The following is a 23,225-nucleotide window of genomic DNA, read 5'->3' as shown; positions in this document are numbered from 1 at the left end:
GGCGGTAAGGGAGGCACTGCGCGGGGACGGCGGGAAAGATCGTGTGCGGGCGGTACGGGTGGGGCGCGGCGGTACGGTCAGCGCGCCCCGGCCACGGGCGGGGACGCGTCGGTGCCCTGCCGGTCGGCGGCCTTCGGGGCTTCGGCCGGGGCCGCCTCTTCGGCACGGGGCGCGGTCGCGGGGGCCGGCGCGTCGGCTCCGGACCCGGAGTTCGCGGCCGTCGCCGAGAGGCGGATCAGCCGGGACTCGCAGTGGTCCAGCCAGCGCGCCTCGGCCTCGGTCTGGAAGATCAGCTGCTCCAGGACGAGCAGCCAGGCCACGTCGTCGCGCTCCCGGGCCCCGCCGCTCTCGACGGCGACGAGCGCCTGGGCCTTGAGCCGGGTGTAGTCCTGCATCGCCTTCACGGTGTGGCGGCGCTGGGACTGGATGACATCGCGGATGTCGACGCTGGGCGCGCCCACGGCCATGGCGAGCTTGATGGCCAGCTCGTCACGGGCGGGGCTGGTGCGGTCCACCGGCTTCCCGAACCAGGTCCTGAGCTCGGTGCGGCCGCTGTCGGTGATCGCGTAGAGCGCGTGCCCGGCGGCGTCCTCGCCGCCCTGGGCGACCATGCCGTCGCGCTCCAGCCGGCTGAGGGTCGTGTAGACCTGACCGACGTTCAGCGGCCAGGTGGAACCGGTGCGGGACTCGAACTCCGTACGGAGCTGGGAGCCGTACCGAGGGCCGCGTTCGAGGAGGGCGAGGAGCCCGTGGCGAATCGACATACTCAGTATGTATACCGGGTATGCCGTCGCGAACAACCGCCCTGAGACGGAAGCGGGAGGTCCGCCTCAAGGGGGACACGGGCGGGCCGGAGGGCTCAGCGGCGCCGCATCCGGAGCCCGAGGAAACCGATCCCGAGCCCCATCAGGGCCAGCCCCACTCCCAGGGTGAGGACGGGAATCCGCTGGTCGACGAGGGTGGGTGCGGCTTCGGACGCCATGTGCGGCGCGGCGGCGGGCCGGCTGGCGGGCGCCATCTCCGGCAGGCCGGCGTCCTCCTCGCGTACCGCCCCGCCCTCCTCCTCGGCGGCCTCGCGGCCACCCGGCTCTGTAGCGGTTTCGGTACGAGACTCCTCGGACGGCCCGCTCCCGTCGCTCTCCGGGGCGCTCGGCGCCTCGGGCCGTCCGGGCCTCGGCCGGCCTTCGCCGGCGGGCCGGCCCGCCAGGGAGGCGGAGCCGGCGGGGGCGGGGGCGTCGGTGGGTTCGGCGGTCGACGCGGAGGTGGGCGCCCCGGTGCCGTGGGTCGGGGCAGCCGGGGGCGCGGGCATGCCTGCGCCCCCGCTCGGCCCCGGCGGGACGGGAACGGAGGAGGAGCGAGGGGGAGTGACGGCCGGGGAGGCCGCGGCGGAGGAGACCGAAGGGGCGGAAGGGACCGGAGAGTCCGTGGCCGGGGCCGACGGCACCCCCGGAGTGGTGCCGGTGGCCGTGGGCGCGGCCGCCGCGGTCCCCATCGAGGTGCGGGGCGCCTCCGCCCGGTGGGCCGCGGTTCCCGCCGAGGTGCGGGGTGCCTCCGCCCGGTGGGCCGCGGTATCCGCCGACGTGCCGGGCCGCTCCGCCCCGTGGGCCCGCTCCGCTCCGTACCCGAGGGGAGTGCCGAACAAGAGGCACGTGCAGGCGAACACGCAGGTGAGCGCGGGGCCGAGAGCCCGCGCCCGGGACCTGCGGAGTGCTGGAGTCACCGGGTGACCCCCCTCCCGTACCGAGCCGCCGAGGTGGTCAACTCAGCGTCACATGACGGGGCGTTTCCGGCATCCGGGACGGGGGCAGCAGGCGTAAGGGGGTGTCAGGAGGCCTCGGGACTACTGCGGCGGGTTGCCCGTCGAGACCTTCAGGGTGAACTCGGCGTCCTTGTCGGTGATGTCCTCACCGGCCGGCGGGTACTGCTCGAGGACCGTGCCCTCGCCGTACGTGGACTCGTCCACCGGGGTCTGGGTCATGATCTTCCAGCCGGCGGCCTGGACGCAGTCCTTCACCGACTGGATGTTCTTGTAGGTGAAGTTCGGGACCTCGAACTTCTCCGGGTCGTCGCTCGACTCCGTCGGCTGGCTGCACTTCTTCTGGTCGATGGTCTTGGTCAGGTCCGGGCCCTTGTGCCCGGGGGCCGCGGTCTGGCTCTGCTGCGTGCCGGTGCCACCGGTGCCACCGGCGTTGGGGTCCGGGTCCTTGTCCTTGTCGAGCTTCAGCGCCACGAGCAGGCCGCCCACCGCGAGCAGGGCGACGACGATCGCGCCCACGAGCACCGGCGTGTTCCGCCGCGAACCGCCGCCCGACGAGGTGGGCGCCGGTGTGTGCGCCGAGGAGTACGGCGCGGGCGTGGGCGCCGCCTGGTACGCCGGCGCCGGGCTCTGGTAGGCCGGTGCGGGCGTCGGGGCCTGCTGCGGGTAGCCGTACGACGGGGCGGGCGCGGGGGTCGCGTGTCCGTACGGCCCCGGCTGCGGCGTCGGCGGCTGGTAGGGCTGGTGCACCCCGTGCGGGCCGGGCGGCGGGGTCTGGCCGATCGGCGGGAAGACGGCGGAGCCGACCCCCGCGCCGCTGCTGACCGGACCGCCCTGGACGATCACCGGGGCACCGGTCTGACCGGCCGAGAGCACCCGCAGGCACTCGTCGCGCATCGCCGCCGCGCTCGGGAACCGCTCGTTCGGGTTCTTTCGCAGCGCCCGGGCGACGAGCGCGTCCATCGCCGGGGTCACCGCCCGGTTGACGGAGGACGGGGCGACCGGCTCCTCCTGCACGTGTGCGTACGCGATGGCCAGCGGGGAGTCGGCGTCGAAGGGCAGGCGGCCCGTCAGCAGCTGGAAGAGCATGATGCCGACCGAATAAAGGTCGGAGCGGGCGTCCACCGCGCGGCCGAGGGCCTGCTCGGGGGAGAGGTACTGAGGGGTGCCGACGACCATTCCGGTCTGCGTCATCGACGTCACCCCGGACTGCATGGCCCGCGCGATGCCGAAGTCCATGACCTTGACCACGCCGCGCTTGGTCTGCATCACGTTGCCGGGCTTGATGTCGCGGTGGACCAGGCCCATCTCGTGGCTGACCTCGAGGGCGGCCAGGACGTCGGCCGTGACCTTCAGCGCCTTGTCCGTCGGCATCGCGCCGTACTGCTGGATGTCCGAGGCGAGGACCGAGCCGAGCGGCTGCCCCTCCACGTACTCCATGACGATGTACGGCATGACGGCGCCGTCGAGGGTGTCCTCGCCGGTGTCGAAGACCGAGACGATGTTGGTGTGCGACAGCTTCGCGACCGCCTGCGCCTCGCGCCGGAACCGTTCGCGGAAGGACTGCTCCCGGCCGAGTTCCGTGTGCAGCGTCTTGATCGCGACCTGGCGGTCGAGGGCGCTGTCGTAGGCCAGGTACACCGACGCCATGCCGCCCTCGCCGAGAAGGTCGCGCAGCTGGTACCGGCCGCCCGCGACCGAACCGCCCGCATAGCGGCCCTGTGCGCCGTCCTGGCTCATCTGTGCTTCCCCCTACGCGCGCGTGGCGGCGTTGATCCGGAATTTCCTGGCCAAGTCTGCCCGAGGGCCCTGACACGTCAAGCCGGGTGCCCGTTCCGTGACCCTCCGCACAGGAAGCTTCTCCGAAGTGTTTCCGAAGGGGTGGAGCAATCCCGCCGAATTTGCACAGGTGTACGCGGAAGGGGTTGGATGGCCGGTCCATCTCGGACCGTGATGTCGTACGGAGCCTGTAGCGTGACGACTGGACACGGCACAACAGACGACGGCGAGGACTGATGGCACCCGAATCCGGAGCAGGCGGCGGTGTGCCCGACTCGTCGGCGGAGTCCTGGGGCGTCGGCGGAGTCGTCGGCGACGGCCGCTACCGGCTGACGCACCGTCTGGGCCGCGGCGGCATGGCGGAGGTCTTCGCCGCGGAGGACGTACGGCTCGGCCGCACGGTCGCCGTCAAGCTGCTGCGCGCCGATCTCGCCGAGGACCCGGTCTCCAAGGCGCGCTTCACCCGTGAGGCCCAGTCCGTCGCCGGGCTCAACCACCACGCCATCGTCGCCGTGTACGACTCCGGCGAGGACCTCGTGGCGGGCCGGCCCGTGCCGTACATCGTGATGGAGCTGGTCGAGGGCCGCACCATCCGCGATCTGCTGCTCAGCGCCGAGGCCCCCGGGCCCGAGCAGGCCCTGATCATCGTCTCCGGAGTCCTGGAGGCGCTGGCCTACTCGCACCAGCACGGCATCGTGCACCGCGACATCAAGCCGGCGAACGTGATCATCACCCACGCCGGCGCCGTGAAGGTCATGGACTTCGGCATCGCGCGCGCCCTGCACGGCGCGCAGTCGACGATGACCCAGACCGGCATGGTCATGGGCACCCCGCAGTACCTCTCCCCCGAGCAGGCGCTGGGCAAGGCCGTCGACCACCGCTCCGACCTGTACGCGACGGGCTGCCTCCTCTACGAACTGCTCGCGCTGCGGCCCCCGTTCACCGGTGAGACCCCACTGTCCGTCGTGTACCAGCACGTCCAGGACGTGCCGGTCCCGCCGTCCGACGTCACGCACTCCGTGCCGCCGGAGCTCGACGGCCTGGTGATGCGCTCCCTCGCGAAGGACCCGGACGACCGGTTCCAGAGCGCCGAGGAGATGCGCGGCCTCATCCAGTACGGCCTGCAGATGCTCCAGCAGCAGGGCGGCCACACCGGCACGTGGAACACCGGGCCGGTCGAGATGCACGAGGGCGGTCACACGCCGGGCGGCGGCATGGCCGCGACGACCGCGATGGGTCACCCGATGCACGGCGAGACCGCGCAGGGCCCGATCCTTCCGCCGATGAACCCCGACGACGGCGGGTACGGCGGCTACGGCGGCACGGGCGGAAACGGCTACGGCCAGGACGGGTCCTACGGCCCGCAGGGCAACGGCGGCCGCGGCAAGGTGTGGCTGTTCGCCGCCCTCGCGCTGATCGCGGTCGTCGCCGGTGTCGTCTTCGCCATCGACAACCTGAACGACAAGAACGGTACGACGGGCGGCACGACGCCGACCGTCAGCAACTCCTCGTCGAAGACCCCCGAGGAGCCCACGCCCTCGGAGGAGCCCTCCGAGGAGACGTCGACGGACCCGGGCACGTCGAACGGCGGCAGCACGCAGGAGCCGTGGACGCCCCCGACGACGGTCCCCCCGACGACGATCCCGCCGACCACCGTCGACCCCACGGGCGAGCCGTCGCACACGACCGAGCCGCCGACCGATCCCACCGGTACGCCGACGAAGACGACCGCGCCGCCCACCGAGCCCACGGGTACGCCGTCGACCGATCCGGTCACCGATCCCACCGACGACGGCAATCCGGACACGCCCCCGTCGGGCAACGCCGAGACGGGCTGATCCGCGGGACCGTCCGGATCGGGTTCACCCCGTGAAGGCGTCGCGCACCGCCTCGTACTCGCGGGTCCACCAGACCGCCAGGGCCGACACCGCAGGAAACTGCGGGTCGGCCCTTCGGTCGTGCAGCTGGTAGCGCCAGCGCAGGGTCCAGAAGTCGTTGAGCCGCTCCCACCAGACCCGGTGCGCCGCCGCCGCCAGCTCGGCGCGGTCGGCGCCCGTCGCCCGCCGGTACGCGCGCGCGTACGCCCGGACCTTCTCCAGGGCCAGCTCGCCCTCCGGCCGTACGAAGAAGATCGCGGCGGCCCTGACGGCCTCCTCGGCCCTGGGGCGGACCCCGAGCCGGTCCCAGTCGACGATCGCGGCGGGCTCGGCCCCCCGGTAGAGCAGGTTCAGCGGGTGGAAGTCGCCGTGCACCCAGCCGGCGGCGCGGGCGGGCGGCGGCCGGTGGTGGGCGTGCTGGGCGAGCAGCCGGCGCCGTTCCCTGAGCCGGTGCTCGGCGAGGGCGTCGAAGCTGTCCCGGGGGCGGTGGGCGCGGGCGAGGCGGATCAGTTCGTCGATGGCCCGGAAGGTGTCCAGGAGGTCGGCGCTCGCGCAGACGCCGTCGTCGGCGGTCCCGGGCGTCCCGTCCGGCCCCGAGGGCTCCATCACCCGTTCCAGGGCCGTGTGGACCTGTCCGAGCAGGGTGCCGAGGCGGCGGGAGCAGCCGGTGGAGAGCTGGGTGCCGTCGCGGTGCCGGCCGTCGATCCACGGGTGCAGGGCGTAGCAGTGGCCGTCGATGACGGCGACGGTGCGTCCGGTGGCGTCGGGCAGCGGCGGGGCGACGGGGAGGCCGAGGGCGTGCAGTCGCTGGGTGGCGCGGTGCTGGCGGGCGATGGTGGCGCGGTCGGCGGTGGGGGCGTCGAGGTGCTGCTTGAGGAAGTAGGTGCCGCGGGTGGTGGAGAGGCGGAAGCCGCGGTTGAGCAGGCCCTCGGTGACGGGCACGCAGGAGAGGGGCTCTCCGGCGTGCCGGTGGCGGCGCAGCAGGGCTCCTACGGGCGGGGAGCCGACGGGCCGGGAGCCGGTGGGCGGGGAGCCGCCGGGCCGGGTGGCGATCGGCCGGGAGCCGGTGGGCCTGGAGCCGCCGGGCTGGGTGGGTACGGCTCCCGCCGGTCGGGCGGGCACGCTTCCCGCGGGTCCGATGGGCACGGTTGTCGCCCGGCGGGCCGTCGGGGCGGCGGGCGGCCGGGGTGCCGGGCGTGGGGCACCGGCGTGGGACTCCGCCGGGGGGAGCGGCGACGCGGTCGGCGGAGTCAGCGTTTCAAATGAGCGCGGCACCCGCCAGATGTTAGATCACGCTACGTGGTGGAGGTGTCGCCGCACGGAACGGGGGCCGGGACGGGTCGCCGGGGTCTCGCTCGCGTAGTCGAGCGCGTGGACCGTCACGAACTGCGGTTCGATCCGCATGTAGACCGGGTCGAAGGGCTCGCCGTCCACCAGTTCCGGCTCGGTCCCGAAGGCCGCGAGCTCGTCCTCGGTCGGCTCGACGATCTCGGCGGTGCCGGTGAACTGCACGGACCACAGCTTCTCGGACCCGGAGTTGAGGTTGTCGGCACCGTACGCGACGACGCTGCCGTTGCAGGCGCGGTGGTAGCCGAGTCCCCGGTGCAGCCGGAGCAGGACCCGGCCGTCGGACACGATGTGCCGGGCGGGGGCGACGAACGGCATCGCCCGCATGCTCGTCGCCACCCGGCCGTACGACACACGGCTGATCAACTCGACGGCGCGGCTCTCCTCGGTGGACATGGCATCCACTCTCCGCCACCGGCACCCTGTCGGAAAAGGGGCCCCTGCCCCGCTTTCGGCGGGACGTAGGTCCCGAACCGGGGCCGGCGGCCCCGCTCTGGGCCGTACGGGTGAGGCGCGGGCCGCGACCGCGGGCGCGGTCCGCGCCTCGCTCGGACGACCGTCAGTGACGCTCCGCCTGGAGCCGCGCGACATACGCCGCGGCCTGGGAGCGACGCTCCATGCCCAGCTTCGACAGCAGGCTGGAGACGTAGTTCTTGATGGTCTTCTCCGCGAGGTGGAGCCGCTCGCCGATGACCCGGTTGGTCAGGCCCTCGCCGATCAGGTCGAGGATCTTGCGTTCCTGGTCCGTCAGGTTGGCGAGCTTGTCGTCACCCTTCGGGTTGTTGCCGTCGCGCAGCCGCTCCAGGACGCGGGCGGTCGCGATCGGGTCGAGCAGCGACTTGCCGGCCGCCACGTCCCGCACCGCGTTCAGCAGCTCGTTGCCGCGGATGGCCTTGAGGACGTATCCCGAGGCACCGGCCATGATCGCGTCGAAGAGGGCCTCGTCGTCCGCGTACGAGGTGAGCATCAGGCATTTGACGTCCTCGTCCTGCGAACGGACCTCGCGGCACACCTCGACCCCGCTGCCGTCCGGCAGCCGCACGTCGAGCACGGCCACGTCCGGGCGGGTCGCAGGGATCCTGACCAGCGCGTCCGCCGCCGTTCCGGCCTCTCCGACCACCTCGATGTCGTCCTCCACGGAGAGCAGCTCGTGGACGCCGCGCCGGACGACTTCGTGGTCGTCCAACAGAAATACCCGGATTTTTCCTTCTTCGCGCACCCAGTCAGTCTCACATATTGGCTCTTCCCGCGCCCGGGGTGCGCGGGATAACGTGCCGGATGTTCCGACGAAGGCGTCGGGCCGTTGTCCATGCGCTGACCAGCGGAGAGTCCCCCTTTTCTCGATTTACTTGGAAATCCAAGCAAAATCGCAGGTCAAATGGGGTTTCGCGGGAATGCTGCACTATGGGTAACGTGCCTATGACGGCGCTCGCCGGGGCACCTGTCACGCCCGACTCCGGCCGCGTCGCACCCACCCCGTGCGAAGGGTACGGATAAGGCGGAGCCGCACTGGCTTACCGGCGAACCCGGAGGCCGGACCGACGGAGGAGCACGCACGTGACCGTGGAGAGCACTGCCGCGCGCAAGACGACGCGACGCAGCAGCGGCGCCAAGCGCACCACCAGCGCCGCAAGCGCGAAGAAGGCACCGGCGGCGCAGGGCGCAGAGCCCGAGCTCGTCCAGCTGCTGACGCCCGAGGGAGAGCGCGTTCAGCACCCCGACTACGACATCGACCTGAGCGCCGAGGAGCTGCGCGGTCTCTACCGCGACATGGTCCTCAGCCGTCGCTTCGATGCCGAGGCCACCGCGCTCCAGCGCCAGGGCGAGCTGGGCCTGTGGGCCTCGCTGCTCGGCCAGGAGGCCGCCCAGATCGGCTCCGGCCGCGCCCTGCGGGACGACGACTACGTCTTCCCCACCTACCGTGAGCACGCCGTCGCGTGGTGCCGCGGGGTCGACCCCACCAACCTTCTCGGCATGTTCCGCGGTGTGAACAACGGCGGCTGGGACCCGAGCACCAACAATTTCCACCTGTACACGATCGTTCTCGGCGCGCAGACCCTGCACGCCACCGGCTACGCCATGGGCATCGCCAAGGACGGCGCGGATTCCGCCGTGATCGCGTACTTCGGTGACGGCGCCTCCAGCCAGGGTGACGTGAACGAGTCGTTTGTCTTCTCCGCGGTGTACAACGCCCCGGTCGTGTTCTTCTGTCAGAACAACCAGTGGGCCATTTCCGAGCCCATCGAGAAGCAGACCCGCGTCCCGCTCTACCAGCGCGCCCGCGGCTTCGGCTTCCCCGGTGTCCGCGTCGACGGCAACGACGTCCTCGCGTGCCTGGCCGTGACCCGGTCGGCGCTGGAGCGCGCCCGCCGCGGCGAGGGCCCGACGCTCATCGAGGCGTACACCTACCGCATGGCCGCCCACACCACCTCCGACGACCCGACCCGCTACCGCCGGGACGCGGAGCGCGAGGAGTGGGAGGCCAAGGACCCGATCCAGCGCCTCAAGACGTACATGGAGAACGAGGGTCACGCCGACGCGGCCTTCTTCGAGGAGCTGGAGACGGAGAGCGAGACGCTCGGCAAGCACGTCCGCGAGGTCGTCCGCGCCATGCCCGTCCCGGAGCACATGGCGATCTTCGACAACGTGTACGCGGACGGGCACGCGCTCGTCGACGAGGAGCGGGCTGAGTTCGCCGCCTACCAGGCGTCCTTCGAGGGCGGAGAGGCCGAGTAATCATGGCTGTTCAGAAGCTTCCCCTCGCGAAGGCGCTCAACGAGTCGCTGCGCAAGGCCCTGGAGACCGACCCCAAGGTCCTGATCATGGGCCTGGACGTCGGCAAGCTCGGCGGTGTCTTCCGGATCACCGACGGGCTGCAGAAGGACTTCGGCGAGGAGCGGGTCATCGACACCCCGCTCGCCGAGTCCGGCATCGTCGGCACCGCGATCGGTCTCGCCCTGCGCGGCTACCGCCCGGTCGTGGAGATCCAGTTCGACGGCTTCGTCTTCCCGGCGTACGACCAGATCGTGTCCCAGCTGGCGAAGATGCGGGCCCGTTCGCTCGGCACGGTGAAGATGCCGATCGTCATCCGCATCCCGTACGGCGGTGGCATCGGCGCCGTCGAGCACCACTCCGAGTCCCCCGAGACGCTCTTCGCGCACGTCGCGGGCCTCAAGGTCGTCACCCCGGCCAACTCCAACGACGCCTACTGGATGCTCCAGCAGGCGATCCAGAGCGACGACCCGGTCATCTTCTTCGAGCCCAAGCGCCGTTACTGGGACAAGAGCGAGGTCGACACCGAGGCCATCCCCGGCGAGCTGCACAAGGCCCGGGTCGCCCGCGAGGGCACGGACCTCACCCTGGCGGCCTACGGCCCGATGGTGAAGACCTGCCTGGAGGTGGCCGCGGCCGCCGCCGAAGAGGGCAAGTCGATCGAGGTCGTGGACGTGCGCTCGATCTCCCCGCTCGACTTCGACACGATCCAGGCCTCGGTCGAGAAGACCCGCCGTCTGGTCGTCGTCCATGAGGCGCCGGTGTTCTTCGGCTCCGGAGCGGAGATCGCCGCCCGGATCACCGAGCGCTGCTTCTACCACCTGGAGGCCCCCGTCCTGCGGGTCGGCGGCTACCACGCGCCGTACCCGCCGGCGCGCCTGGAGGAGGAGTACCTGCCGGGTCTCGATCGCGTGCTCGACGCCGTCGACCGCTCGCTGGCGTACTGAGGAGAGCACCGTGACGATCCGCGAATTCAAGATGCCCGATGTGGGCGAGGGCCTCACCGAGGCCGAGATCCTCAAGTGGTACGTCCAGCCCGGTGACACGGTCGAGGACGGTCAGATCGTGTGCGAGGTCGAGACGGCCAAGGCCGCGGTCGAGCTGCCGATCCCCTTCGACGGCACGGTCCACGAGCTGCGCTTCCCCGAGGGGACGACGGTCGACGTCGGCCAGGTCATCATCTCGGTGAACGTCGGCGGCGGTGCCGCGCCCGAGGCCCCGGCGGCCCCGGTCGCCGAGGCCGCTCCGGCGGCGGCGCCCGCTCCGGCCGCGGTGGCCCCGGCCGCCGTCGAGGAGGAGGCCGAGCCGCAGGGCCGTACGCCGGTCCTCGTCGGCTACGGCGTGGCCGCCAGCTCCACCAAGCGCCGCCCGCGCAAGCCGGCGACGGATACGGCCCAGGCCGCCCCGGCGGCTCCGGTCCAGGCCGCGCCCGTCGCGGTCTCCGTACCGGAGCAGCTCAACGGGCACGCGCCGGCCGGCGCGAGGCCGCTGGCCAAGCCGCCGGTCCGGAAGCTCGCCAAGGACCTCGGCGTCGACCTCGCGACGGTCACCCCGACCGGTCCCGACGGCATCATCACCCGTGAGGACGTCCACGCGGCCGCCGCTCCGGCGCCCGCGCCGGTCGCCCCCGTCCCCGCTCCGGCCCCTGCGCCCGCGGCGGTCCCGGCACCGGCCGCGGTCGTGGCACCCGCGGCCGTCGTGTCGACCGACGCCCGGGAGACCCGTGTGCCCGTCAAGGGCGTACGGAAGGCCACGGCGGCGGCGATGGTCGGTTCGGCCTTCACCGCCCCGCACGTCACCGAGTTCGTGACCTTCGACATCACCCGCACGATGAAGCTGGTCGAGGAGCTCAAGTCCGACAAGGACATGGCGGGCCTGCGGGTCAACCCGCTGCTCCTCATCGCCAAGGCCGTCCTGGTCGCGGTGAAGCGCAACCCGGAGATCAACGCGGCCTGGGACGAGGCGGCACAGGAGATCGTCCTCAAGCACTACGTGAACCTGGGCATCGCCGCGGCCACGCCGCGCGGTCTGCTCGTGCCGAACATCAAGGACGCGCACGCGCAGACCCTGCCCGAGCTCTCGGCGTCGCTGAGCGAGCTGGTCTCCACCGCCCGCGAGGGGAAGACGACCCCCGCGGCGATGCAGGGCGGGACCTTCACCATCACCAACGTCGGCGTCTTCGGCGTCGACACCGGTACGCCCATCCTGAACCCCGGCGAGTCCGCGATCCTCGCGGTCGGTGCGATCAAGCTCCAGCCGTGGGTCCACAAGGGCAAGGTGAAGCCGCGTCAGGTCACCACGCTGGCTCTCTCCTTCGACCACCGACTGGTCGACGGCGAGCTCGGCTCCAAGTTCCTGGCGGACGTCGCCGCGGTCCTGGAGCAGCCGAAGCGCCTGATCACCTGGGCGTGACGGCCGGCTCGGCCTGTTTCACGTGAAACGTCCGGCGGTGGCTTCGGCCACCGCCGGACGTCTTTCCCGGTCGGCGGCGCGGACTGCCACGGCCACCGGTTCCCGTAGGCGCCCTCGTCCAGGATGCGGACAGGGCCCCTGTTGCACCTCTGTTGTATCTATGCTGTGTTCATGGCATCCGCACCCCCCGCAGCCGACCGTGTCTACATGCACGTCAAGCAGGCCGTACTCGACCGGCGCTACGAGGGAGGCACCCTCCTCACCGAAGGCGAACTCGCCCTCGCCGTAGGGGTGTCCAGGACGCCGGTCCGCGAGGCACTGCTCAAGCTGGAGATGGAAGGGCTGCTCAAGCTCTACCCGAAGAAGGGCGCCCTCGTCCTCGCCGTCTCCGCCCAGGAGATCGCCGACGTCGTCGAGACCCGGCTGCTCGTCGAGGAGTTCGCCGTCCGCCGCGCCGTACCCGCCCCCGCCTCGCTCGTCGAACGACTCGAAGAGCTCCTGGAGGAACAGAAGCGACGGGCCGCCGCCGGAGACCTCGCGGAAGTGGCCGTCACCGACCGGTGCTTCCACGCCGAGATCGTCCAGCACGCCGGCAACCAGATCCTCTCCCGCCTCTACGACCAGCTCCGCGACCGCCAGCTGCGCATGGGCGTCGCCGTGATGCAGTCCCAGCCCGACCGCGTCGCCAAGAACATCACCGAACACGCCGAGATCCTCGACCGCATCAAGGCCGGCGACGTCGAGGGCGCCGCCCACTGCGTCCGCCAGCACCTCAGCTGGGTCAAGATCCTGGTCCGGGGTGAGGACCGGTGAGCGGCCGCAACGGATACGGCTCCGCCGTCACCCTCCCCGGCGACCCGCCCGGAGGCCGCCGCGCCGCCCTCGTCTGGGGCGTCGGCGTCGCCGTCTACTTCGTCGCCGTCATCTTCCGCACGTCCCTCGGCGTCGCCGGACTCGACGCCGCCGACCGCTTCGACGTCAACGCCTCCGCGCTCTCCACCTTCTCCATACTCCAGCTGCTCGTCTACGCGGGCATGCAGATACCCGTCGGCCTCATGGTCGACCGGCTCGGCACCAAGAAGGTCCTCGCCCTCGGCGTCGTCCTCTTCACCCTCGGCCAGCTCGGCTTCGCGCTCTCCCCCTCGTACGGCACCGCGCTCGCCTCCCGGGCCCTGCTCGGCTGCGGCGACGCCATGACCTTCATCAGCGTCCTGAGGCTCGGCTCCCGCTGGTTCCCGGCCCGCCGAGGCCCCCTCATCGGCCAGGTCGCCGCCCTCTTCGGCATGGCCGGCAACCTCGTCTCCACCGTCTTCATCGCCCGCGCCCTGCACGGTCTCGGCTGGACGACCACCTTCGTCGGCAGCTCCCTCGCCGGCGTCCTCGTCCTCGTCCTGCTGCTGCTCTTTCTCAAGGACCACCCCGAGGGGTACGAACCCCAGCCCGCCACCCACGCCGGCGCGGCCTTCGTCCGCCGTCAGATCGCCGCATCCTGGCGGGAACCCGGCACCCGGCTCGGCATGTGGGTCCACTTCACCACCCAGTTCCCCGCGATGGTCTTCCTGCTGCTGTGGGGACTGCCCTACCTCGTCGAGGCACAGGGCCTCTCCCGGTCGAGCGCCGGCGGGCTGCTCACCCTGGTCGTCCTCTCGAACATGGTCATCGGCCTCGCGTACGGGCAGATCATCGCCCGCCACCACACGGCCCGCGCCCCGCTCGCCCTCGGCACCGTCGCCGCGACCGCCCTGCTCTGGGCGACGACCCTCGCGTACCCCGGCGACCACGCCCCGATGTGGCTGCTCGTCACCCTCTGCCTGGTCCTCGGCGCCTGCGGCCCGGCCTCGATGATCGGCTTCGACTTCGCCCGCCCGGCGAACCCGCCCGAGCGTCAGGGCACCGCGTCCGGCATCGTCAACATGGGCGGATTCGTCGCCTCGATGACGACGCTGCTCGCCGTCGGCGTGCTGCTCGACGCGACCGGCGACAACTACCGGATCGCGTTCTCGTCCGTCTTCGTCCTGGAGGCTCTCGGCGTCGTCCAGATCCTGCGCCTCAAGGCCCGCACCCACCGCAGGGAACGCGAACGGCTCGTCGCAAGCCGCGTGGAGGCCGTACACGTGCCCGTGTAGGGATGCAGGGCCCCGACGGACCCCGACCGGCCCCGACGACCCCGACCGGCCCCCGACGTCCCGTGCGAGGACCCGACGCCCCCGTACGGGGACCTACCGGGGCGTCACCGCGAAGTTCTCGAGGATGGCCCGCGCCAGCGCCTCGTCGCCCTCCGTCTTGACCCGGTCGGCCACATCGGCCGGCCGGACCCGGCCACAGGCCAGACGCACGAACGTCTCCCAGTCCGTCGCCAGCGTCACCGCGGGACCGAGCGAGGGGGCACCGTCTATCGAACCCCGGCCCTCCGCGTCGACCCGCACGGTCCGCAGGAACTCCACCGGACCACTCACATCGAGCACCACCGCCGAAGAGGCCGGCGCGCCCGCGTCCTTGGCGACCACCTTGGGCAGCGCCTCCAGGAGCACGTCCCGCGTCACATGAGCACCCGCCGAGTCCACGTTGCCCGGCACACCGAGCGTCGCCCGCAGATCCTGCTCGTGCACCCACACGTCGAAGGCACGCATCCGGTACGCCAGCTCCAGCGACTGCTCGGCACCGAGAGGGGCGCGGATCAGATGCTCGGGGGAGCGGTTCTCGTTGCGCAGCTGCCGGGCCCGGCGGATCAGGATGTACTCCAGCTCCGAGGTCATCTCCGGCGCGGTGTGGTGCCGCCGCACATCGACCTGAACCTCCATGTAGCGCGCGAAGTCACTGCGCACATGGTAGAGATCGCGCGGCAGGGAGTGGATCGGCCGCGGGTCGCCGAGCATCTCCGTCTCCATGCCGATCACATGGGACACGATGTCCCGAACCGACCAGCCGGGGCACGGTGTCGGCCGGTTCCACTCGCCCTCCACGAGCGGCTGCACCAGCTCGGCTATCGCCTCGATGGAGTGGGTCCAGGCGTCGGCATAGTTCTGGAGGCTGGGATGGACGGTCACGGGACCCCTCGGCGGTTCTTCGGTGCGCGGGCTCAAAACACGACTGGGTGGGAGGCTCGGACGCTAAGTTACGCTGCCCGAAGGCACCCCGGCAGTGCTTTCGTGTGACGATCGTAGGCCTGTGTTGACGGCTCGAATGCCAGGACGGTGGTAGTGTGCGCGCCTCGCTGATCCAGATCGCGGTAGACCCGGACGAACCGGTCGACGCCCGACGCGCCCGTGTGGGGCGCCTCGTACGGGAGGAATCCGGCCGCGCCGACCTCGTCGTCCTGCCGGAACTGTGGCCCATGGGAGCCTTCGCCTACGAGTCCTTCGCCGCCGAGGCGGAGCCCCTCAACGGCCCCACCCACCGGGCGATGGCCGCCGCCGCCCGCGACGCCGGGGTCTGGCTGCACGCCGGCTCCTTCGTCGAGGCCGAGGGCGGCGCCCTCTACAACACCTCGCTCGTCCTCTCCCCCGACGGCGAACTCGCCGCCTCCTACCGGAAGATCCACCGCTTCGGCTTCGACAAGGGTGAGGCGGTGATGATGGCCGCCGGCGAGGACCTGGTCACCGTCGACCTGCCCCACCTCACCGTCGGCGTCGGCACCTGCTACGACCTGCGCTTCCCCGAACTCTTCCGCGGGCTCGTCGACGCCGGCGCCCAGGCCTTCGTCGTCCCCGCCGGCTGGCCCGCCCGCCGCCGCGCCCACTGGAGCCTGCTCGCCCGCGCCCGCGCCGTCGAGAACCAGGCGTACGTCCTCGCCTGCGGTACGGCGGGCACCCACGCGGGCGTCGAACAGGCCGGCCACTCGATCGTCGTCGACCCCTGGGGCGAGACCCTCGCCGAGGCCGGCCCGGACGAGGAGATCCTCCGAGCCGTCCTCGACCCGGCCAAGATCACCACGACCCGCGAACAGTTCCCGGCCCTGAAGGACCGGGTCCTCGGCATCGCGACACCGAAGCGGGGCTGAGCGACACCGGCCCCGCCGGGCTCCCGGGCTCCCGGGCTTCCGGGCTTCCGGGCTTCCGCCTTCCGGGCCTTCCGGGTCCGACCGGCCCCGCCGGGTCCGATCAGCCGGGCAGGGCCGAGCGGCTCCGCCCCCCGCCGGGCTCCCGGGCCCGGGGGCGGTTTTCCGCCCCGCCCCCGCCGGGCCCCCGATCACGCCTCCGGCGGGGCCTGCTCCCGTACGAGCTCCGACGCGTCCGGGAGCAGGCCCGTCAGCTCCTCCCAGATCCGCTTCGGAGCGACGCGGCGCAGCCGGAACGGGCTGTCCGCCGACGCCCCGCCCTCCGCAAGCGGCTCGGCCGGCAGCTCCCGCAGCCAATAGCCGAGCGGGCCGCAGTCCCAGGCGGCGACCGCACGGGCCGCCACACCCCGCACCCCCTCCTGACGGCCCTGCCAGGCCGCCGTCATGCGCCAGTTGGAGCGCACCTCCACGATCAGCTCCCCGAGCAGCGCGGCGGTGTCGTCCGCCGTGCCCGCCGCCCGCAGCGCCTCGACGACCAGCGTCCGGTCGTCCGCGCCGGGCGTCGACGCGGCCTTCTCCAGGGCCGCGAGCCCCGCCTCCAGGACACCCACCGTCGTCTCGACGACCCGCTCCCCGGCATCCGGGACACCGGACCGGCGCAGCCCGACCAGATCGGCCAGCGTCCACACCAGCGTCCGGGGCTCCACGAGGCGGTACTCCGCCTCCTCCTGGCCCGGCCAGGTCTCGTGGCAGACGACGTGGTCGTCGCCGATCAGCAGACCGTGGTGCAGCGTGCCCTGCCGGCCGCCCGCCTCCAGGGAGACGATCACGGACGGCTGCACGAGGGTCCGCATCAGGGGCAGCAGGAGCGTGGACAGCTCCCCGGCCCCGTTCATCAGCCCGCAGTCCCGCAGCCGCGCCTCGGCGGGCGCCATGGACTCCGGGACCGGCTGCCCGGTCGCCAGCTGGGCGAGGACGAAGACCTCGTCGTCGGCCAGCCGGAAACGGGATCGGGTCACGTCGAAGGAAGGCATGTGTCGCTCACTCGGGTAGACGGATGGTGGGTGGAACGGTCGGCGGCCCGGCCGTCAGTACTGGGACTCGGTCCAGAAATGGGTCACGCGGGAGATGCCCGCCTTCACCGCGCCGACCCGCGTCAGCACGGAACGGTCGACCCCCGCGAAGATCAGCGCCAGCGCCAGGTCCCCGCCCTCGGCGCGCCCGCCGACCCGCACACCGAGCCTGCGGTTCCTGCCCCGCCCCGACTCCCGCACGGTGATCTCGACCCCGGGGTCCTCGTCGTCGGGCTCGCGGGTCAGGACATAGCCGTTCTTGTCGAGGGCCGCGAGCCGGTAGCGGTCGCCCGCGTACCGCATCGTCAGCGCGCGCTGCTCGAGAGTGGCACCGAAACGGTTCCGCTCCACGTACACCACGCGGTCGCCGACCCGCAGCGTCGACCGGTTCAGGGTCGGCAGCTTCAGCCCCTCGGCATGCATCCCCCGCGTCTCGAAGGAGGCGACGGGAAGACGCCCGCCGCGCACCTCCGAGACGAGCGACTCGGGGCTGGTGCGGGGGAGCGGGCAGGTCAGCAGGATCTCGCCGAACTCCGGCGAGACCCCCTTCCAGCCCGCGCTGTAGTCGTGCCGGTTCCCCTCCTTCCACGCATGGAGTTCGAACGGGCTGACCTGGGTGTGCATGGACGGATCCTTTTCGGTGACAGGAGGGACGGACTCGGCGGGCGGACTCAGTCGAAGGGGTTCAGCGCGCTGCCCAGCTTCTTCGCCCCGCTCGCGATGCCGGACCCCACGTCGGACGCCTTGTCACCGATCCAGTCCCCGGCCTCCTCGATACCCTTCCCGATGGCCTCGTGGTTGTCCCAGATCAACGCCGCCCCGTACGCCACACCCGTACCGACGGCGAGACCGAGGGTGACCGGGTTCGGGGCCACGGTCAGCGCCGTCATCGAGGCACTGAACGCCGTCCCCGTCAGGTCCGAGGCGAACTTCGCCGGATCGGCCTTGATCATGTCCGTGTTGTACGTGGCGAGGTTGGCCACCCCGTACGCGGTCGCCGCGACACCGCCGACGACACCGGCGCCCCGAATCCAGCCCGCCGCCTTGGCGGCGTTGGCGAGACCACCGTTCTGCGCCACCTTCACGAGGTTGGCCTCGGCGGCCGTCGGCATGAAGAAGGCGCCGTTGCGCATGAACCCGCCGAACATGGCGGCCTCGTCGGAGCCGGTCAGCGCCGTCGCCAGACCCGGCGGCACCTTGGTGAGCAGGCTGCCGGGAGCCGCCCCGGCCAGCCGCATGTTGAACTGCCGGGACAGGAAGGTGCCGGGCGCGGTCGGGTGGACGAACGGCGGCCGGATCGCCTTGGACAGCTTGTACGAGTACAGACCGGCCGCGGTCAGAGCGCCCGCGAACGCGCCCGCCGTGATGGTGCCCTTGGTGAACTTGTCGACCAGATCGGCCAGCTTCTCGTTGCCGGTGAGCTTCGCGATGCCGTCGCGCTGGAGCCGCTGGACGTAGTCGTCGAGCGTCTCGTCGTCCTTCATCTTCAGCCAGGCCAGGTTCATCCGGTCGTCCTTGGCCTTGTCGTCGGCCGAGGCGACCTTGCCCGCGTCACCGTTGAACCCGGTGCCGAGCGTCGCGTCGTTCTTGTTGCCGTAGCCGTCCTTGACCACGGCCTCCAGGTCCTTCTTCAGGTCCTGGTCCGCGAGGTCGAAGGCCTTCACGCAGCCGTCGAGGTGCTCGGCCCAGGCCGTCTCGGCCTCCCGGACGCTCTTGGCGCCGTCCGGGTCGTGGTGCAGGGCACTGCGCTCGCCCGGCGACAGCCGCTCGTAGTCGTAGGCCACCCTGCCCTGCTCGGACACCTTCATCCCGGCCTTGACGGCGTCGGCGCGGGCGTTGTCCAACTGCTTCTTCAGCTCGGTGAACTGCTCGTGGGCGTTGCGCAGCAGCGTCGCGGTGGCCTTCGCCTGGGTCTGCGCCGCCTGGTACTCGTAGCGGGTCGCGGCGAAATTGGTATGGGCGGCGGTCGCGCTCTCGCCCAGCCAGCTCTGCGCCGTCGTGAGCGACTGCACGCTGTCCCGGTAACGCTCCTCCACCTTGTGGAGATCGCCCGCCATCTCGTTCCACTTGTCGGCGGTCGTGGCGAGCTTGCCCAGGTCGGTCGTCATGATCTCGGAGTACGTCAGCATGTCCGTCCGCCCCTCAGTACCGCTCGATGGACGAGGTCGGCCGGACCCCCGCGATCCGGGCACGGGTGTCGAGCTCCTGCTGACCGAACGCCACCGCGGTACCGCGCAACGCGGTCTTCTCGGACGACAGCCGGGCGAGAAGACCCTTCACCTGGCTGTCCCAGGTGGTCTCGACGGTCTTCAGACCGGCCGCCGTCGCCCAGCCCTCGAAGCCGCCGACGGCGGCGGTCGTGGCGGCGTCCGCGACCTTGGCGGCCTTCGCGGTGTCCGGCTCCAGCTCGGTCTCGATCGTGTTTGCCGCGGCCTTCTTCTTTGCTGGTGCGGTGGCGAGGTGGGGCGCACCGCCCGACGGCCCACCTCCGCCGCCGCCGTCGAGTTGGTTCAACCGCATGCCGACGGAGGCCTCCGCCGTCGTGCCGGACCGTATTCCTGCCCAGTCCTCGTCAAAACCCATGCCGCTGCGCCCCCATGAAAGAATGATCATCACTTTGCAGGTGCACCGTATGTTTCCGTGGTGACGGCCGAGACGCAAGGCCGGATGCTGCGTGCCTGATCAGACGGTGAAGCCCCGCAGGGACGACCGCTCCGGCCCCGGCCCCGGCGTGTACTCCGCCCACGCCGCCGCCAGTCTCCGTACCGCCTCGGTGAGTGTCTCCGGCGGCAGCAGGAAGTGCAGACGCAGCCGGCGGACGCTGCCGCCCAACGCGTCGGCCGTCGCGCCCGGGAGGACGGCCACCCCGTGACGGAGGGCGAGTTGGGCGAAGGAGACACCGTCGCCGTGGGGGAGCCGCACCCAGAGCGTCTGGCCACCGGTCGCCGGGGCGCAGGACCAGGACGGAAGCAGCCGGGCCAACTCGGCACGGAGATGCGCGTGACCCGCGCGCAGCGCACGCAGCCGGGCGGCCCGTACCGCCGCGAAGTCGTCGAGGAGCCGGGCGGCGACCAGCTGCGACGGCACGTCGCACCCCAGGTCGTGCAGGGCCTTCAACCGGGCGAGGCGGGCGACGAGGGACACCGGGCCGCGCACCCAGCCGATCCGCAGCCCGCCCCACACGACTTTGCTGAGCGAACCCACCGCGATCACCTCGCCGTACGCGGAGAGGGAGGGGGATTCCCCGGACGAGGTTTCTTCGGACGAGGGTTCTTCGGACGAGAGGGGGGAGGCGGAGTCCGGAGCGGTGTCGAACGCCAGGTCGCCGAGAACCTCGTCGTCGACGAGCGGCACCCCCAGCGCGTTCGCCGCCGCCACCAGCCGGCGCCCGGCCAGCGGCGGGAGCACCGTCCCCGTGGGGTTCTGGAACCGCGCCACCACATACGCCAGAGCCGGACGATGACGCTCCATCACCCGCACCGCCTCCGCCACGTCGAGACCGTCCGGCCCCACCGCCACCGGCAGCGGCACGGCCGCCGCCTCCCGGAACAGGTCGAGCGCCCCCGGATACGAGGGCGCCTCCACCAGGACCCCGTCCCCCGGCGCCAGCAGCAGCCGGGTGAGCAGCGAAAGGCCCTGCTGCGCACCGGTGGTCACCAGGACCTGCTCCGGGTCCGTCGGCACCCCGCGCGCCGTGTACCGCGCCGCGACGGCCGCCCGCAGCACCCCCAGACCGGCCGGGTGGTAGCCGAGGTCCCCGTCGGGCAGGACGAGCGAGCGATACGCCTCCGCCAGCTCGGGCGGCGGCTGCGCCGGGGCCGCGCAGCTCAGCAGGATCACATCGTCCGGCGCCTCCAGAAGGTGCAGGAACAACGGGTTCGAGGTCTCCGACACCCGGGCCGTCTCCGTTCCCCGATGCGTCTCCGCCCCCGGGAGCGTGTCCGTTCCCCCGGGCGCCTCCGGCGCCAGCGCGGGCCGCGCGACCCTGGTTCCGCTGCCCTGCCGCCGTACGAGCCGTCCCTCCTGGCGGAGCGTGTCGTACGCGGCGACCACCGTCGTACGCCCCACGGCCAGCGCCTTCGCCAGCCGCCGGTCCGGCGGCAGAAGCGCACCCGGGGGCAGCGCGCCCTCGTCGACCAGCCGGCGCAACCGGGCCGCGAGCAGCAGATACAGGGGGCCACGGCCGGCGGACCAGCGACCGAGTCGGGAGACGAGCTCGTCGGGGTGGGGGTCGCGGGGGTCGTACATGTCGGGGGACCGATCGATTGGCTTCATCGCCGAACCAATCTGCCGGGATTGGACCTGGGAAGGCAAACGCCCTGTCCACAGACTGAGTTCATGAGCCACGCCGCCGCCGACGCCACCCCTCCTTCCCCGGCCCCCGCCCCCGCCCCCTCCGTCCCCTCCTCCCCCGTCCCCTCCCCCGCCCCCGCCGTTCCCTCCGTCCTCGGCGCAGTCCGGCCCGAGACCCTTGCCGTGCACCCGCCTCATGTCGAGATCACGGGCAGCAGGCCGCTCGGTGTCCCCCTCCACCAGGGCCATGTCTTCGCGTTCGACTCGGCCGACGCCCTCGCCACCGCCTTCACCTCCACGGACGCCTTCCTCTACAGCCGCCTCGGCAACCCCACCGTCCGCACCCTGGAGGACGCCGTCGCCCGCCTCGAGGGCGGCACCGCGGGACTCTCCTTCGCCTCCGGCATGGGCGCCGTGAACGCCGTCCTCCTCGGCCTGCTCGGCAGCGGCGGCCATGTCATCGCCCAGACCTGTCTGTACGGCGGCACCTACGCGGTCCTCACCGACCTCGCCACCCGCTGGGGCGTCGACGTCACCTATGTCTCCGGCACCGACCCGGAGGAGGTGCGCGCCGCCCTGCGCCCCGAGACCCGGCTCCTCTACCTGGAGACCATCGCCAACCCGACCACCCGCGTCTCCGACCTGCCCGCGCTCGCCGCCGTCGCCGCCGGGGCCGGCGTTCCCGTCGCCGTCGACAACACCTTCGCCTCCCCGCTCCTCTGCCGGCCCCTCGACCAGGGCGCCGACATCGTCGTCCACTCCGCCACCAAGTACCTCGCCGGGCACGCGGACGTCCTCGGCGGCGTCGCCGTCTTCAAGGACGACGAGCTGTACCGCCGCATCCGCCGCCACTCCGTCGAACAGGGCGCGTCCACCGACCCGTTCGCCGCCTGGCTCACCCTGCGCGGCATGCAGACCCTGTCCCTGCGCATGGAGCGCCAGTGCGCGAGCGCCGCCGACCTGGCCGCCCGGCTCTCCACGCACCCGGCGGTCGCGGCCGTGCGCCACCCCGCCCTGTCGAGCCACCCCGACCGGGAGATCGCCGCGCGGCTGCTGCCCCGTGGCGGCGGCGGAGTGGTCTCCGTCGACCTCGTGGGCGGCCGGGACGCGGGCCGTACCTTCGTCGAGGCCGTACGGCTCGCCTCCCTCAGCGTCTCCCTCGGCGATGTGAAGACCCTCGTGATGCACCCGGCCTCCACCTCCCACCACCAGCTCGACGCGGCGGCCCTCGCGGCGGCCGGGATCGGCCCCGGCACGGTCCGGATCTCGGTCGGCATCGAGCACGTCGAGGACCTGTGGGCGGACCTGGAACAGGCGCTGACGAAGGCGGCCTAGAGCCCTGTCCGCAGGCCGGGCGGCAGGACGCGGCGACCCCGCCGGCGGGGCGGTGGGACGGGCCCCGTCAGTCCTCCCGCTCGGCCATCCGGATCACGCACACCGCCACGGCCACGAGCAGCGCCGTGTCCGCGTCCTCACGGACCACGTTCACCGCGTAGGTGTCGCGGACGTGGAACCACTGCCGGGAGATGTGGGCCAGGAGCTCGCCCTCGTACTCGACGGTGAACTCCCGGTCCAGGATCCGGCCGCTGACGTCCAGCTCCGTGCCCTCGACGAGGGTCACCCGGTAGTGATTGCGCAGCAGCGAGAGCCGCTTGCGGCGGATGGTCGCGAGCGGTCTCTCGTCGCGCTCGATCGTCATGGTGTCCCGCAGGCTGAACATCTTCTGCCGCAGGGTGATCAGGACCTGGCCGTCGGGGTCCTTCAGCTCCAGGGTGTCGCGCAGCCGCATGGCCTTGCCGTCGACGAGGAAGGCGTGGCGGCCCTGCTCGTCCTCGATCCAGTAGTCGTCACCGATCGCGAAGATCTTGTCCCGTACGAGGTATTTCATAGGGTATGGATGCCCGGCGGATCGGCACATC

Annotated in this window: 22 protein-coding genes; 9 read left to right on the top strand and 13 right to left on the bottom strand. The window is 72.2% G+C overall.

The window, feature by feature from the left end:
- Positions 1-77 precede the first annotated feature (77 nt).
- Positions 78-764, bottom strand: a complete 687-nt coding sequence (locus IE311_RS19895) for a PadR family transcriptional regulator (protein WP_189833070.1) — start codon at positions 762-764, stop codon at positions 78-80.
- A 95-nt stretch (positions 765-859) separates the two neighbouring features.
- Positions 860-1,309 (bottom strand): hypothetical protein, encoded by a 450-nt coding sequence (locus tag IE311_RS19890; RefSeq protein WP_189833126.1) that lies wholly within the window; start codon positions 1,307-1,309, stop codon positions 860-862.
- Between the two features lie 55 nt (positions 1,310-1,364).
- On the opposite strand from IE311_RS19890, the gene IE311_RS19885 reads away from it, so the two are divergent.
- Positions 1,365-1,727 (top strand): hypothetical protein, encoded by a 363-nt coding sequence (locus IE311_RS19885; RefSeq protein WP_189833069.1) that lies wholly within the window; start codon positions 1,365-1,367, stop codon positions 1,725-1,727.
- A 113-nt stretch (positions 1,728-1,840) separates the two neighbouring features.
- Here the strand turns inward: IE311_RS19885 and IE311_RS19880 are convergent, their stop codons facing one another.
- Complete coding sequence (locus IE311_RS19880; RefSeq protein WP_189833068.1) at positions 1,841-3,496, bottom strand: protein kinase domain-containing protein; 1,656 nt, start codon at positions 3,494-3,496, stop codon at positions 1,841-1,843.
- A gap of 275 nt (positions 3,497-3,771) precedes the next feature.
- On the opposite strand from IE311_RS19880, the gene IE311_RS19875 reads away from it, so the two are divergent.
- Positions 3,772-5,373, top strand: a complete 1,602-nt coding sequence (locus IE311_RS19875; RefSeq protein WP_189833067.1) for a protein kinase domain-containing protein — start codon at positions 3,772-3,774, stop codon at positions 5,371-5,373.
- A gap of 24 nt (positions 5,374-5,397) precedes the next feature.
- On the opposite strand, the gene IE311_RS19870 is transcribed toward IE311_RS19875, so the two are convergent.
- From IE311_RS19870 to IE311_RS19860, 3 genes are all read right to left on the bottom strand, one after another.
- On the bottom strand, positions 5,398-6,465 hold the full coding sequence (locus IE311_RS19870; protein WP_189833119.1) for a phosphotransferase: 1,068 nt from the start codon (positions 6,463-6,465) through the stop codon (positions 5,398-5,400).
- 237 nt (positions 6,466-6,702) lie between these two features.
- Entirely contained in the window at positions 6,703-7,155 is a 453-nt protein-coding gene (locus IE311_RS19865) for a pyridoxamine 5'-phosphate oxidase family protein (RefSeq protein WP_189833066.1), read from the bottom strand.
- Between the two features lie 163 nt (positions 7,156-7,318).
- Positions 7,319-7,978 (bottom strand): response regulator, encoded by a 660-nt coding sequence (locus IE311_RS19860; protein WP_189833065.1) that lies wholly within the window; start codon positions 7,976-7,978, stop codon positions 7,319-7,321.
- 338 nt (positions 7,979-8,316) lie between these two features.
- On the opposite strand from IE311_RS19860, the gene pdhA reads away from it, so the two are divergent.
- The 5 genes from pdhA to IE311_RS19835 all read left to right on the top strand — a co-directional run bounded on the left by pdhA (position 8,317) and on the right by IE311_RS19835 (position 14,069).
- The gene (pdhA, locus tag IE311_RS19855; RefSeq protein ID WP_189833064.1) at positions 8,317-9,495 is read left to right on the top strand and encodes a pyruvate dehydrogenase (acetyl-transferring) E1 component subunit alpha; all 1,179 of its coding nucleotides are present in this window, start codon (positions 8,317-8,319) and stop codon (positions 9,493-9,495) included.
- 2 nt (positions 9,496-9,497) lie between these two features.
- A complete protein-coding gene (locus tag IE311_RS19850) occupies positions 9,498-10,478 on the top strand; it encodes an alpha-ketoacid dehydrogenase subunit beta (RefSeq protein WP_189833063.1) in 981 nt (326 codons plus the stop codon).
- Positions 10,479-10,509: 31 nt separating this feature from the next.
- Positions 10,510-11,943, top strand: a complete 1,434-nt coding sequence (locus IE311_RS19845; RefSeq protein WP_189833118.1) for a dihydrolipoamide acetyltransferase family protein — start codon at positions 10,510-10,512, stop codon at positions 11,941-11,943.
- Positions 11,944-12,114: 171 nt separating this feature from the next.
- Entirely contained in the window at positions 12,115-12,756 is a 642-nt protein-coding gene (locus tag IE311_RS19840) for a GntR family transcriptional regulator (RefSeq protein ID WP_189833062.1), read from the top strand.
- Positions 12,753-14,069 (top strand): MFS transporter, encoded by a 1,317-nt coding sequence (locus IE311_RS19835; RefSeq protein WP_189833061.1) that lies wholly within the window; start codon positions 12,753-12,755, stop codon positions 14,067-14,069. The genes IE311_RS19840 and IE311_RS19835 overlap by 4 nt, the downstream gene beginning before the upstream one ends.
- A gap of 93 nt (positions 14,070-14,162) precedes the next feature.
- Here the strand turns inward: IE311_RS19835 and IE311_RS19830 are convergent, their stop codons facing one another.
- The gene (locus IE311_RS19830) at positions 14,163-14,990 is read right to left on the bottom strand and encodes a maleylpyruvate isomerase family mycothiol-dependent enzyme (protein WP_189833060.1); all 828 of its coding nucleotides are present in this window, start codon (positions 14,988-14,990) and stop codon (positions 14,163-14,165) included.
- 155 nt (positions 14,991-15,145) lie between these two features.
- Here IE311_RS19830 and IE311_RS19825 point away from each other — a divergent pair, with 155 nt between their 5' ends.
- Complete coding sequence (locus IE311_RS19825; protein ID WP_189833059.1) at positions 15,146-15,943, top strand: carbon-nitrogen family hydrolase; 798 nt, start codon at positions 15,146-15,148, stop codon at positions 15,941-15,943.
- Positions 15,944-16,131: 188 nt separating this feature from the next.
- On the opposite strand, the gene IE311_RS19820 is transcribed toward IE311_RS19825, so the two are convergent.
- The 5 genes from IE311_RS19820 to IE311_RS19800 form a co-directional block, all read right to left on the bottom strand.
- A complete protein-coding gene (locus IE311_RS19820; protein ID WP_189833058.1) occupies positions 16,132-16,974 on the bottom strand; it encodes a histidine kinase in 843 nt (280 codons plus the stop codon).
- A gap of 54 nt (positions 16,975-17,028) precedes the next feature.
- A complete protein-coding gene (locus tag IE311_RS19815) occupies positions 17,029-17,637 on the bottom strand; it encodes a hypothetical protein (protein WP_189833057.1) in 609 nt (202 codons plus the stop codon).
- Positions 17,638-17,684: 47 nt separating this feature from the next.
- On the bottom strand, positions 17,685-19,142 hold the full coding sequence (locus tag IE311_RS19810) for a hypothetical protein (RefSeq protein ID WP_189833056.1): 1,458 nt from the start codon (positions 19,140-19,142) through the stop codon (positions 17,685-17,687).
- A 13-nt stretch (positions 19,143-19,155) separates the two neighbouring features.
- Positions 19,156-19,596, bottom strand: a complete 441-nt coding sequence (locus IE311_RS19805) for a hypothetical protein (protein ID WP_189833055.1) — start codon at positions 19,594-19,596, stop codon at positions 19,156-19,158.
- Positions 19,597-19,695: 99 nt separating this feature from the next.
- On the bottom strand, positions 19,696-21,288 hold the full coding sequence (locus IE311_RS19800) for an aminotransferase-like domain-containing protein (RefSeq protein ID WP_229902032.1): 1,593 nt from the start codon (positions 21,286-21,288) through the stop codon (positions 19,696-19,698).
- Between the two features lie 63 nt (positions 21,289-21,351).
- Between IE311_RS19800 and IE311_RS19795 the strand changes: the two genes are divergently transcribed.
- On the top strand, positions 21,352-22,641 hold the full coding sequence (locus IE311_RS19795) for a trans-sulfuration enzyme family protein (protein ID WP_229902031.1): 1,290 nt from the start codon (positions 21,352-21,354) through the stop codon (positions 22,639-22,641).
- 67 nt (positions 22,642-22,708) lie between these two features.
- Here IE311_RS19795 and IE311_RS19790 read toward each other — a convergent pair whose 3' ends face one another.
- Positions 22,709-23,194 (bottom strand): LURP-one-related/scramblase family protein, encoded by a 486-nt coding sequence (locus IE311_RS19790; protein WP_189833054.1) that lies wholly within the window; start codon positions 23,192-23,194, stop codon positions 22,709-22,711.
- Positions 23,195-23,225 lie beyond the last annotated feature (31 nt).

Source organism: Streptomyces zaomyceticus (assembly GCF_014656215.1).
Lineage (GTDB): Bacteria > Actinomycetota > Actinomycetes > Streptomycetales > Streptomycetaceae > Streptomyces > Streptomyces zaomyceticus.
This window is presented reverse-complemented; position numbering and strand designations above follow the sequence as displayed.